Annotated in this window: 15 protein-coding genes; 12 read left to right on the top strand and 3 right to left on the bottom strand. The window is 39.0% G+C overall.

Annotation, left to right across the window (positions count from 1 at the left end; translation table 11 throughout):
* Positions 1–40 precede the first annotated feature (40 nt).
* The 5 genes from hisH to PGN18_RS15175 all read left to right on the top strand — a co-directional run bounded on the left by hisH (position 41) and on the right by PGN18_RS15175 (position 3,957).
* Complete coding sequence (gene hisH, locus PGN18_RS15155) at positions 41–634, top strand: imidazole glycerol phosphate synthase subunit HisH (protein WP_335320410.1); 594 nt, start codon at positions 41–43, stop codon at positions 632–634.
* Position 635: 1 nt separating this feature from the next.
* Positions 636–1,385: a 1-(5-phosphoribosyl)-5-[(5-phosphoribosylamino)methylideneamino]imidazole-4-carboxamide isomerase gene (hisA, locus tag PGN18_RS15160; protein ID WP_335320411.1), complete on the top strand. Its 750-nt coding sequence runs from the start codon at positions 636–638 to the stop codon at positions 1,383–1,385.
* Between the two features lie 165 nt (positions 1,386–1,550).
* Complete coding sequence (hisF, locus tag PGN18_RS15165; protein ID WP_335320470.1) at positions 1,551–2,306, top strand: imidazole glycerol phosphate synthase subunit HisF; 756 nt, start codon at positions 1,551–1,553, stop codon at positions 2,304–2,306.
* Between the two features lie 60 nt (positions 2,307–2,366).
* Positions 2,367–2,969 (top strand): bifunctional phosphoribosyl-AMP cyclohydrolase/phosphoribosyl-ATP diphosphatase HisIE, encoded by a 603-nt coding sequence (hisIE, locus tag PGN18_RS15170; protein WP_335320412.1) that lies wholly within the window; start codon positions 2,367–2,369, stop codon positions 2,967–2,969.
* Positions 2,970–3,057: 88 nt separating this feature from the next.
* Positions 3,058–3,957 (top strand): WD40 repeat domain-containing protein, encoded by a 900-nt coding sequence (locus tag PGN18_RS15175; protein ID WP_335320413.1) that lies wholly within the window; start codon positions 3,058–3,060, stop codon positions 3,955–3,957.
* On the opposite strand, the gene PGN18_RS15180 is transcribed toward PGN18_RS15175, so the two are convergent.
* Together PGN18_RS15180 and PGN18_RS15185 are read right to left on the bottom strand one after the other, a co-directional pair.
* On the bottom strand, positions 3,954–4,196 hold the full coding sequence (locus PGN18_RS15180; protein ID WP_335320414.1) for a hypothetical protein: 243 nt from the start codon (positions 4,194–4,196) through the stop codon (positions 3,954–3,956). The genes PGN18_RS15175 and PGN18_RS15180 overlap by 4 nt on opposite strands.
* 189 nt (positions 4,197–4,385) lie before the next feature.
* The gene (locus tag PGN18_RS15185; protein ID WP_335320415.1) at positions 4,386–5,171 is read right to left on the bottom strand and encodes a C40 family peptidase; all 786 of its coding nucleotides are present in this window, start codon (positions 5,169–5,171) and stop codon (positions 4,386–4,388) included.
* A gap of 108 nt (positions 5,172–5,279) precedes the next feature.
* On the opposite strand from PGN18_RS15185, the gene PGN18_RS15190 reads away from it, so the two are divergent.
* The gene (locus PGN18_RS15190) at positions 5,280–5,732 is read left to right on the top strand and encodes a universal stress protein (protein WP_335320416.1); all 453 of its coding nucleotides are present in this window, start codon (positions 5,280–5,282) and stop codon (positions 5,730–5,732) included.
* Between the two features lie 529 nt (positions 5,733–6,261).
* Here the strand turns inward: PGN18_RS15190 and PGN18_RS15195 are convergent.
* On the bottom strand, positions 6,262–6,612 hold the full coding sequence (locus PGN18_RS15195; protein ID WP_205058424.1) for a 4Fe-4S dicluster domain-containing protein: 351 nt from the start codon (positions 6,610–6,612) through the stop codon (positions 6,262–6,264).
* Positions 6,613–6,691: 79 nt separating this feature from the next.
* On the opposite strand from PGN18_RS15195, the gene PGN18_RS15200 reads away from it, so the two are divergent.
* From PGN18_RS15200 to dnaJ, 6 genes are all read left to right on the top strand, one after another.
* Complete coding sequence (locus tag PGN18_RS15200) at positions 6,692–7,708, top strand: acyl-CoA reductase (protein ID WP_335320418.1); 1,017 nt, start codon at positions 6,692–6,694, stop codon at positions 7,706–7,708.
* A 100-nt stretch (positions 7,709–7,808) separates the two neighbouring features.
* On the top strand, positions 7,809–9,713 hold the full coding sequence (locus PGN18_RS15205; RefSeq protein WP_335320419.1) for a gliding motility-associated C-terminal domain-containing protein: 1,905 nt from the start codon (positions 7,809–7,811) through the stop codon (positions 9,711–9,713).
* A gap of 51 nt (positions 9,714–9,764) precedes the next feature.
* The gene (locus tag PGN18_RS15210) at positions 9,765–9,968 is read left to right on the top strand and encodes a hypothetical protein (RefSeq protein ID WP_057932355.1); all 204 of its coding nucleotides are present in this window, start codon (positions 9,765–9,767) and stop codon (positions 9,966–9,968) included.
* A gap of 1 nt (position 9,969) precedes the next feature.
* Positions 9,970–10,653: a cell division ATP-binding protein FtsE gene (locus PGN18_RS15215; RefSeq protein ID WP_335320422.1), complete on the top strand. Its 684-nt coding sequence runs from the start codon at positions 9,970–9,972 to the stop codon at positions 10,651–10,653.
* A 127-nt stretch (positions 10,654–10,780) separates the two neighbouring features.
* The gene (locus PGN18_RS15220) at positions 10,781–11,362 is read left to right on the top strand and encodes a nucleotide exchange factor GrpE (RefSeq protein ID WP_335320423.1); all 582 of its coding nucleotides are present in this window, start codon (positions 10,781–10,783) and stop codon (positions 11,360–11,362) included.
* Positions 11,363–11,451: 89 nt separating this feature from the next.
* Positions 11,452–12,615, top strand: coding sequence for a molecular chaperone DnaJ (gene dnaJ, locus PGN18_RS15225; protein WP_335320424.1), 1,164 nt, complete (start codon positions 11,452–11,454; stop codon positions 12,613–12,615).
* The last annotated feature ends 37 nt before the right edge of the window (positions 12,616–12,652 follow it).

Consider the following 12,652-nt stretch of genomic DNA (forward strand, 5'->3'; position numbering starts at 1 on the left):
AACGTCAAGTCTTGATACTCGATACTAAATACTCAATACTATGATTGGAATTATAAATTACGGAGCAGGCAATATTTTCTCTCTTACCGCAGCATTAGACAGCTTAAACGTAATCTACGGCATGGTAAATACAGAAAATGACCTCGAAAAATACAGTCACATCATCATTCCGGGTGTCGGTCATGCCGGTGCGGCCATGGAAAAACTAAAGGGAACAGGCCTTGTTGAAGCTATAAAAAAATTAACTAAACCAGTGCTCGGTATCTGTGTGGGCATGCAACTCATTACTGAGCATTCGGAAGAGGGAAATGCTGCATTATTGAATATCGTTCCGGTGAAAACCAAAAAATTCGACAAATCACTGAATATCAAAATTCCACATATGGGCTGGAACGCAGTGAAACCAAAAAACAATTTATTGTTTAAAGGGATTGAAGATAATACACAATTTTACTTCGTGCATTCGTACTTTATTGAATATAACCCTACTTTTGATATTGCATCTGCTGATTATGGTTTAAAGTTCTCGGCAGCGGTACAAAAGGATAATTTTTACGGCGTTCAATTTCATCCTGAAAAATCGGGAAAAGCCGGCGAACTAGTATTAAAAAATTTTTCAAACTTAAGCTTATAAAATGTACATAATACCTGCTATTGATATTTTGGATGGAAAAGTTGTCCGTCTTCGTGAAGGCGATTACAACCAAAAAACGGAATATGATGTCTCCATTCCCGAAATGATAGAAAAATACCGTTCAAATGGTACAGATTTTATCCATATTATCGACTTGAATGGAGCCAAAGGTGATTTTAGTAATCAAAAAACACTCTTCGAGATTATCAAAAAAACCGATATGAAAGTGCAGTATGGTGGCGGCATCAGAACCATTGAGCAGGTTAACAATCTGCTTGATGCCGGCATCCACCGCGTAATTGTAGGTACGCAAGCCATTACCAATCCTGATTTTTTATCTCAACTAAGTGAGACTTTTGCAAAAAAAGATGATTATGCTAATCGTATCGTTATTGCGATTGATGTTTTAGACGAAGTAATCAAATATTCGGGCTGGATGGAGAGTTCGCCGATTAAACTGATGGATTACGTGGATAAGTGCCTTTCATTGGGATTTTTCCGTTTCTTATGCACCGATATCAGCAAGGATGGAAAATTAGGTGGCGCAGCGATTGAATTGTATCAGAAACTACTGGAACACTCACCAATGATCAAGCTAATTGCTTCTGGTGGTGTAAGTTCGATGGAAGATATTTACGAACTGGCTAAATATCCCATTAGAAGTGTAGTAGTGGGCAAAGCGATTTACGAAAACCGGATCACTATTGAAGAGATTAAGGAGTGGAATTTAAAGGCGCTGACCTCTATTTAAAAAATAGATTTAATATTCCACTCGTTGTAATACGTGATCGTCATGCTGAATTTATTTCAGCATCTACATGCAATAGACCCTGAAATAAATTCAGGGTGACGAATCGAGCGATGCGAAAGTATTAAAATTGCTTCATGTCTCGCAATGATGAAATCAAACAAAAACATGCTTTCAAAAAGAATAATTCCTTGTTTAGACGTTAAAGACGGCCGTACGGTAAAAGGTGTAAACTTTGTTGATTTACGCGATGCGGGTGATCCTGTGGAACTTGCTGCGCAATATGCACAGCAAGGTGCAGACGAATTGGTATTTCTGGATATTACGGCCACGCACGAGCGTCGTAAGACGATGATTGAAATGGTAAAATCGGTTGCCCGGCAGTTAAACATTCCATTTACCATAGGCGGAGGAATAACAGAAATTGCCGATGCCGAGGCACTTTTAAATGCAGGTGCCGATAAAATCAGTATTAATTCTGCGGCAGTCCGCAATCCTAAACTGATTGAAGAACTGGCAAAAGCTTTTGGTGTACAGTTTGTGGTTTTAGCTGTTGATACTAAACATGTAAACGGCAAAAACATGGTTCATTTAAATGGCGGAAGGCTAATTACCGAACTGGAAACCGAAAAATGGATTAAACAGGCAGAAGATTTAGGCGCTGGTGAGATTTTGCTAACCTCTATGGATCATGACGGTACTAAAGCGGGATTTGATTGCGGGTTATTGGGCAAAATAAACCAAATGATCAATATCCCAATAATTGCATCTGGTGGCGCTGGCCGCATGGAGCATTTTACCGAGGTTTTCCAAAAAGCCAATGTTGATGCCGCACTGGCCGCTTCAGTATTTCATTATGGCGAAATCCTGATTCCGGATTTAAAACAAGAATTGAAAAGGAACAATATTACGGTAAGAATATAATTAAGTCCGGAATCAGCAGTCCTCGCCAATGAGTCTACTCTTCCGAAATAAAGAAATAAAATGACAATCGATATTAATTCCCTTGATTGGGATAAAACTGCCGGCTTACTACCTGTAATTATCCAGGATTACAAAACCTTGGAAGTTTTAATGCTGGGTTATATGAATGCAGTCGCTTTGGAAAAAACCCAGGCTGAGGGTAAAGTAACTTTCTTCTCGCGCTCCAAAAACCGCCTTTGGACCAAAGGGGAAACCAGCAATAACTTTCTTTATGTAAAAGAACTTTTTGTTGATTGCGATCAAGATACCATTCTGATCAAAGCAGATGCTGTTGGCCCAACCTGTCATACAGGTAGCCGGAGCTGTTTTAAGACAGATTTCAATCAGAACTTTATTTTTGAACTAGAAAACATCATTAATGACCGTTATGAAAATCCGGTAGAAGGTTCTTACATTAACAAAATGCGTAACAAGGGACTTAACAAAATTGCGCAAAAAGTTGGTGAAGAAGGTGTAGAAACCGTTATCGCTGCACTGGCGGAGTCAGAAGAAGAACTTATTGGAGAAGCTTCAGATCTGATCTTCCACCTTTTATTTTTATTGAAAGAAAAAGGACTGTCGATTCAAGATATCGCTAAAAATTTAGAGAAAAGACATAAATAAAGGTAGAAGGTGAAAAGGTAGAGGGTGTAACGTACTAAAGGCCTAAAGCCTATACCCTAAACCCTAAACCCTAAACCTCGCCTCGGCAATGCTCAAACACATCAAAACACTTCCTGGCCACCAAAACCCAGTTTATGCCCTGGCCCACTCGGATCAGAATGAATTATTTTTTAGTGCGGGTAATGACAAAGGTATTGTAGAATGGTCGTTAACTGAAATGGCTTTTGTTAAGGTTAAAATGCCGGTGCAAAGTTCTGTTTATTGCCTGCATTATTATAATCATCAGCTGTTTGTGGGCGAAAGAAGTGGCGCTTTTAGTGTGTACGATTTAAGGAAACAGGAAGTAATAGCACGCTTTAACGCACACCTTAAGCCAATTTTCGACATTAAAACAGTCCAATCAAAACACGAGCTGATCACCACAGGTGAAGATGGAACTGTTGCGGTTTGGTCGCTAACCGAATTTGAAGAAATTTACCGCTTTCAGGCAGCTTATGATACCGTTCGTACTATTGCCCTATCTCCTGATGAAACGGAAATTGCATTTGGTTGTAAAGATCATTTGATTAAGATTTATAACCTGCATGATTATAGTCTGAAGCAAAATCTTGAAGGGCATAAGCTTCCGGTTACGGCTTTAGCATACAATCCAAAGAATAGGTATTTAATTTCAGGAAGTCGTGATGCACAATTGAAAATCTGGAGGTTGCCAGATTACGAATTGCTACGAACTGTTCCGGCCCATATGTTTACCATTTATGATATTGCTTTCCACCCTAACCTGCCCTATTTCGCCACAAGCAGTCAGGATAAAAGCATTAAACTTTGGGACGCAGAAAGTTTTAAGCTCTATAAAATACTAAGTCTGGAGAAAGTCGGAATCGGCCATACCCATTCCATTAATAAAATCATCTGGAGCCGTGATGGTAAATATTTAATCTCTACGGGTGATGACCGGCAGGTAATGATTTGGGCGATGGAAAGCTAAATTTTGTTTTTCAGCTTTTCGATTAGCTTTAAAAGTGCTTCCCTATTTTTTGCTAAATGATAAAATTTCGGAAGTTTTTCTAGTAGTGTATAATGTGATCGGTCTTTATGCTCACGAAGATTAGCAGAAATATAACTTTCCAAGTAAAGTAAATGTTCGAAATTAAAGGCCCAGAATACTTCATTTTTAAACGGCGCCCGCAGCCATAATTCTGCTCCAAAATAGCCATTAGCAGACATTTGGAAATCATTTATGAACGTTTCCTTATTACAGCCACAATGCAGACAACTTAACTTTGCGCGCTTTGCCTCATAATCTACTTTAGTTGATGCTCTTTTCAAACAACTAGGGCAATTGACCCAAACTTCACTTTGAAAATGACTTATCTAAAATTTAGATCCTGAAAACGTTCTTTCATAGTTGAAGTATCAATTTACAAAACGTTTAATAATCCTCAGCTTATGTGAATACTTCCCTAACTCTTTATTAAAAATCCCCTGATCATCAATCGGATCAATTTTTACCTTTGCAGAGGAATGGATGATTTCATTTGGACTCAACATAATGCCAACATGGGTTATTCTGCCTTCATCATTATCAAAAAAAGCTACATCACCAGCCTTGCATTCAGCAAGAAAACCAACCAATTCACCTTGTTCAGCCTGCTGGGCAGCATCGCGGTTTAATTTAACGCCCAACATTTTAAATACGGTTTGGGTAAAACCTGAGCAATCCAAACCAAATAAATGCCTTCCTCCCCATAAATATGGAATGTTCTGAAAAAATTTCGCGGTTTCCGTTACTTTATCAACAAAGTTTACAGCACGATTATCGTATGCTTCGAAATTCAATTTAAACTTTTCTTCTCCCGCATAACAATAACCATCTTTTAAAAATGGCAGATTACTTGCCGGACTTAAATGATATAAAGTACCGTCATTAGCGGTTAAAGCATTATTGAAACTTAAAGGCGCCAGTAAATGACAATCATGCATTGCAGCAAACTGATCCTGGGTAATGGAGGCCAGTTGCCTGAAATCCATCCAGCCTTCATAACCATCATAACCATTCTGAACCAGCCACCACCGTTCTTCTTTCTGGATAATTTCAACATGATCACCAAATAATAGCTGCGAAACAATTTCTGCTTTATCTGATGCATCTGCTCTTAAAGGGGCTATTGCGACTCTACAAATACCGTATTGATTTTCCATTAAACTTGCTCGTTAAATCATTGTAAAACTAATAAAATACATCCATTGCCTAACATTTTGCTTCCAAATTTGTTATTTTTATGATGTTCATTTTTAAATAAGCCCAACATGAATTTTAAAAAAATATTAATTGCCGTTGATAACAGTACCTGCTCAGAAAAAGCGGCGAAAGCCGGTTATGATATGGCTGAAAAATTTGGAGCAGAGGTAGCGCTGGTTAACATTATTGAGCCTGTACCAGCTAATGTAAATCCCGACTTAACGCTGGCCCCCGTTTTCTTGGAAACTTATGATAACAGTGAAGAAAACAGCCATATTTTGCTAAAAGAAATGGAGACTAAATATGGAAAAGGCATATCCACCACTTACTTAAGCGTTATTGATACGGCGGCACATGGCATCATCCAACAATCAGATGAATGGGGATCTGATTTAATTGTAATTGGCACATACGGCAGAACTGGATTATACCATTTTTTAATGGGAAGCGTAGCGGAGCACGTTGCCAGAAAATCCGCTTGTCCTGTTTTGATTGTCCCTAACAAGTCGGAGCTAGATTAGCTGGTTCAATAGTTCATGTTCATTAGTTAGCATGGTGCAAAGAAAATTCGTGACCCTTGGACCTTTGCTACGAATACAGTTTAGAAGCATAAGCTCATTAAGTAATTACCACTCAGTTGTTATTCTGAAGGATAATTTATTACATAAAATCAATATGATTAACAGGCGAATTTTAGGTTGGTAATAACTCTCGAGAGATCGTCATTCCCAACTTAACTGGAAACCGCGAAGTGCTCATGAATGCAGCCAGATAAAAGCAAAACATCATGTGTTAATCTTAATGCAAGGGCTTTAAGATTACCGCATGCGTGAGATCCGATTGCTATCGGATGACGACCTGACTCGTAGATTCTGTCAATGATAGCCTATCCGAAGGATCTATTTCTATATTATTCGATTTCTCCATTTCGCTGCGCTACAGTCGAAAGGACGACCACACCATTGGAGTCTGTCGCAACAAACCGAAACCTCCTAAATAAAAAAAGTCTCACTTAACGTGAGACCTTCATTTTTTTATATCTGATTAAGTCTATCCTTCCTGGTGTAACCAAGCTTTCTTAGCTAATAATTCTTCTTCTGTTTCTCGGATATCCTCATCATCTACACAACAATCAACCGGGCAAACTGCCGCACATTGAGGCTCATCATGAAAACCTTTACACTCCGTACATTTATCGGATACGATATAATATACTTCATCTGAAACTGCTTCCTGAGCGGCATCAGCTTCTATCTGTTGATTACCAAAATCAATGATACCTTCTAAATTGGTACCATCAGAAAAACGCCAGGCAGTTCCGGCATCGTAAATTGCGTTATTTGGACATTCTGGTTCACATGCCCCACAATTTATACACTCATCTGTTATTTTAATTGCCATGTTTTCGTCTAATTCTTTTGCTTAGTTTACCTTTGCGCTTGCAAATATAAGATATAATCCATTAATAATAATTCTAAATATGTCAGCATTAACTCAAGAAAAAGCAATAAGTGCATTCAATGAACTAGGCAAAAAGCTCACAAACCCTACTGACATACTAGGAAATACACTTTACAGCGCAGGAAGCGCTAATGCATGGTTTACCGAAGAAAATATTAAAAAGTCTATCCTATCATTTGCTGAAATGTTGAATCAGACCGATTTGGAATTTTGGTTCCAATCCGTGCAGTTCAGTATTGCACCTAAAAAAGTTGGTTTAATCCTGGCAGGAAACATTCCGCTGGTAGGCTTACATGATGTTTTATGCGTTTTAGCTACAGGAAACATAGCCTTAATCAAACTTTCTTCGTCAGATGACAGATTGATTAAAACTGTCCTTACTGAATTGATTAATATTGAACCTGCTTTTGCAAATCAAATCGAATATGTAGAGCGATTAAAAGACTTCGATGCTGTAATCGCTACCGGAAGTAATAATTCATCCAGATATTTCGATTATTATTTTAGTAAAGTACCCAACATCATCCGAAAAAACAGAAATAGTATTGCGGTTCTGGATGGTACAGAAACCAAAGAAGATATCCAAAACCTGGGCAACGATATTTTTGATTACTTTGGTTTGGGCTGTAGAAATGTTTCCAAACTGTATCTTCCAAAAGGATATGACATGGCTAATTTCTACGAAGGTATAGAAAGTTTTCAACCCGTTATTAACCATTTCAAATACCAGAACAATTACGATTATAATAAATCTATTTATTTGGTGAATGCGGCCAAGCACTTTGATAACGGCTTTTTGTTGTTAAAAGAAGATAAAAGTTTAGCCTCACCACTGGCTGTACTTTATTACGAAGAATACGAAAACCTAAAAGAGGTTGAAGATAAACTGAATGATAAAGCAGCAGATATTCAGTGTGCGGTTACCAAATCGCCAATAAATATTGCCAGTTTTGATTTTGGGCAAAGCCAGCACCCAAAACTTTGGGATTATGCTGATAACGTAAATACCATAAGTTTTTTAAATTCGCTAAATTGATGGCCATAAGCAATTGGATTACATTTTATTCAGATATTAGCGTGTTGACTTGAGGCATCAAATGTATCATTTAATAAAAGCGCTATCCTTTCTTTATATCATGCTCTTTGCAAATTTGGTTAGGGCACAGGTAAGCACCGGTACTTTCGGACAGCCTTTAATTAACCAAACTTTTGGACAGGGCAACAATACGGATAACTGGTATGGCCCTTTAGCATTATATGCTCCGGGTGCAACTACCTTTACAACTTTTATGGGGCCTCCAGGGCAAAATCCAAGAGCTTTAGCACCAAATCAATCGGGGTTAGTTAAAACGCCTGCTACACCTGACAATCCCTATCCCATTTACTGGCAGCATCATACGGATCATACTGGCGATAGCAATGGCTTAATGCTTTTAATAGACGGTATTTCTACCCCTACTGTTTTTTTCGAACAAAAAATGGACAATCTTTGCCCAAATACGATTTTACGTTTATCTATCTGGGTGCTGAATACCAATTCGCCAGCTGCAAATGCCCCTCCTCCAAAGATGATTTTAAAGGTAATTGATCCCAATGGCAATTTTCTGAGCGATACCTCAACTGGAAATGTGACAGCAGATGGGATGTGGCACCAATACACACTTGATTTTAACAACGGGAACAACTCTACTGTAACCCTGCAACTAGTTAATGATACATCTACCGACAACGGTAATGATTTTGCTTTGGATGACATTACGGTACAGGCGTATGGTCCTGGTATTAAACCTTTTTTCAACCGCAATAATGCCTCATTAAATATGTGTGAGGGTAACACCAACAGCTTTACGGTAGACGCTGCTATTTTGCCAGAATATATCAATCCGGTTTACCAATGGCAGGAAAACAAAGGCACCAGCTGGGTTGATATCGCCGGGGCAACAACAAAACAAGCAACGATTAACTTTTTAAACCGGCCGACAGGTGTTTATCAGTACCGTTTAATTACAGCCATTGACGGTAATATGGATAAAGTTAACTGCAGAGCAGTGTCAGATCCCATAACGGTAAACGTAAACTCCTTACCGGTTGCAGAAGCCCATAATCCTGGCCCTTTCTGCGTAGGAAACACCATTCAATTATATGCATCGGGAGGAACAAGTTACAGCTGGAGCGGTCCAAACGGATATAGTTCTACAGCCCAAAACCCAACAATCATTAATGCAACTAAAGCTATGGAGGGTGAATATATGGTAACCGTTAATTCAAATGGCTGCTCGTCAAGTGCACCGACCAATGTAAAGATTGATGACCCGATATCAATTAGTACAAATGTCCAGACAATTAGCATTTGTGAGGGTAAATCAGTACAATTAACAGCATCAGGCGGAACGGAGTATTTTTGGTCGCCGGCAAGTGGACTTTCAGATCATAGGAGTGCTAATCCCATTGCTGCCCCTACCGAAACCACTACCTATACGGTAAAGGTTACCCAAGGTGCATGCTCCAAAACCGCACAAATCACCGTAAATGTCGATAAAAATGTGTCGGCAGATGCTGGTGCTGACCAAGAGATCGTTAACGGACAAAAAATAACTTTAAATGGGAAAGTATCAGGAGATGTTACTTATTTATGGACACCTGCCAATTATCTGGATGACCCGACGAAATTGAATCCTATTGCCACACCACCACACGATATTACTTACACCTTACAAGCCACTTCCAAACTAGGCTGTAGCAACAGTAGCGATCAGATAAATATAACCGTTTATCCAAAAGTAGTTATACCCAATACTTTTTCTCCAAACGGCGACAACGTAAATGATACCTGGAATATCCCAGCAGCAGGATTATTTCCAAACCCTAAAGTTAAAATTATCAATCGCTATGGTAATGTGGTATATCAAAGTACCGGTCCGTTTAAACCCTGGGATGGCAAAATGAACGGAAAAGAACTCCCTTCAGCGGTATATTATTACTCGGTTTATTTAAATGAAAAATTGCAAACCTACACGGGGTGGCTTATGTTAGTCAGATAAAAAAGGGTTCAAACTTCCTCTTATCATTTGGAAATGCTATTTTTGGACACAATGTATATCGTAAAAGTTAAAGGCATAGCCAAAATTCCGGATTACGTACAGTTAAGAGATGACAAGTTTACACTTTTAGCTTATTTTAGGGTAGACAGACCTGATAAATCGCTGGAAAAACTGGGACTTGGCGACAAGCAGGAATACATTATGGAAATGGTTAAAGATTTGCCTTTTGGGCAGATTGCAAAATTAGAAATATAATATGGCAGGCAACTCAGTAATTCATTTAAGCAATGTTGATGTTTTTCAACAAAAACATTTAGTCCTCTCCAATGTAAATTTACATATCGAAAAAGATGAATTTATATTCTTGATCGGCCAAACAGGTTCTGGGAAGAGCAGCTTGCTTAAAATTTTGTACGGCGATTTGCATATTGGAAATGGCGATGGCAATATTGCGGGGTTCGACCTTAAAAACCTTAAAGAAAGTCAGGTGCCGTTTTTGCGCCGTAAATTAGGAGTTGTTTTTCAGGATTTTCAATTGCTTACTGACCGGACAATAGAAAAGAACCTGGAGTTTGTGCTTAAGGCTACAGGCTGGAAAGACGAAAAGCTGATAAGCGAGCGTATTAAAGATGTCTTGGATAAAGTAGGTCTGCGCTCGAAGATCAAAAAAATGCCGCATGAAATTTCGGGGGGCGAACAGCAGCGTATTGTAATTGCAAGGGCTTTACTTAACGATCCGGAAATTATTCTGGCAGATGAACCAACGGGCAACTTAGATCCAGAAACTTCAGAAGAAATTGTAACCCTCCTGAAGCAGATCAGTCAGGCAGGAACGGCAGTTTTGATGGCCACACATGATTACCACATCATCCGTACCTTCCCATCACGCATTATCAAATGTGAAAATGGCATCGTTCACGAAGATGCACAAATAGCATAAAATTTCTGACATCCGTCAGCTAATCAGCCAATCTGTTCAGATAATCGTAAATAAATCTGACAGCTTGGCTGATTTCCGTTTATGGCAAAATAGTTGAGATTAAGACAAAAAAATTCAGCCTTATATTATGTTTAATAAGAAGAAAAATCACGATAAAGAAGAAAATATAATGAATCCTGAAAACGCGTCAGAAAATGCTACGGAAAATGTAGAAAATACTGATGCCACTGCAAATGAGACTGAGCAAGCACCGGAATTAACTGCCGAAGAGAAATTGCAGGCAGAGGTTCAACAGCTTAACGATAAATACCTGCGTTTATATGCAGAATTTGACAACTACAAACGCCGTACACAAAAAGAGCGAGTAGAGTTATTACAAACTGCCGGTAAAGATGTGATTGTTTCGCTTTTACCTGTTTTAGATGATTTTGACCGTGCGTTAAAAGCAATGGAAAGCGCTACTGAAGTGGCCCCGGTTAAAGAAGGTATTTTATTGGTAAGCAATAAACTGAAAAGTACTTTAGCACAAAAAGGCTTAAAAGATGTAGAAAGCATCAATCAGCCTTTCAATACGGATTTCCATGAGGCTATTACCAATATTCCGGCCCCTACTGAAGATTTAAAGGGTAAGGTTATAGACGAGGTTGAAAAAGGTTATACCTTAAATGAGAATGTAATCCGCTTCGCTAAAGTGGTTGTTGGAGCGTAAAAATAATTATTGAATGATTGAATTTTGAATGATTGAGTTGATATTCCTTCATTCCATCACGCAATCATTCAATCATTTTATAAAAAAAGATGAGTAAAAGAGATTATTACGACGTATTGGGCGTAACCAAAAGCGCAGGTGCTGACGAAATTAAGAAAGCTTATCGTAAGATGGCGATCAAATATCACCCGGATAAAAACCCGGGAGATAAAGCTGCTGAGGATAAATTTAAAGAAGCTGCAGAAGCATATGAAGTTTTAAGCAGCCCCGAAAAGAAACAGCGTTACGATCAGTTTGGCCATGCCGGTGTAGGCAGCAGTGCTTCCGGTGGCTATGGTGGCGGCAATATGAACATGGACGATATCTTCAGTAATTTTGGAGATATTTTTGGCGGACACAACCCATTCGAAAGCTTTTTCGGCGGCGGTGGTGGTGGCCAGCAACGTGGTGGCCGTCGTGTAGCTAAAGGTACTAACCTTCGTATAAAAGTTAAATTAACACTTGAAGAAATTGCACATGGTGCTGAAAAGAAAATCAAGGTTAATAAACTAATTGTTTGTAAAACCTGTGATGGTTCTGGAGCAAAAGATAAATCATCAGTAAGTACCTGTGGCACCTGCGGTGGTAGCGGCCAGGTACGCCGGGTAACCAATACCATTTTAGGCCAGATGCAAACCGCATCTACCTGCCCTACCTGTAACGGAAGCGGTCAGCAAATTACCGCAAAATGTAATGTATGCCATGGCGATGGTGTTGTGCGCGGAGAAGAAACCATCACCATCAATATCCCTGCAGGGGTAAGTGAAGGCATGCAATTAAGCATGAGCGGTAAAGGAAATGCAGCGCCGAATGGTGGTGTTCCAGGCGATTTAATTATTTTAATTGAAGAGATTCCACACGAAACCTTAAAACGCGAAGGCAATAACGTAGTTTATGATTTGCATTTAAGTTTTGTGGATGCCGCTTTAGGTATGAGCATTGAAGTTCCAACCATTGATGGTAAAGCCAAAATTAAAATTGACCCAGGTACACAAAGCGGAAAATTATTGCGCTTAAAGGGCAAAGGTTTACCAGAGGTAAATTCTTACCATAGAGGCGATGAGATTATCCACATCAATATCTGGACACCAAAAGCCTTAAGTAGCGAAGAGCGAAATGTTTTAGAGAAATTACGCGAATCGCCAAACTTTAGGCCCCAGCCAGGTAAAAATGATAAAAGCTTTTTCGAAAGAATGAAAGAATATTTTGAGTAAGTAATTCAATATAACTGAAAAGCCGATGTTTTTAGCA

The organism is Pedobacter terrae (assembly GCF_036946585.1).
Taxonomy (GTDB): Bacteria; Bacteroidota; Bacteroidia; order Sphingobacteriales; family Sphingobacteriaceae; genus Pedobacter; species Pedobacter terrae_C.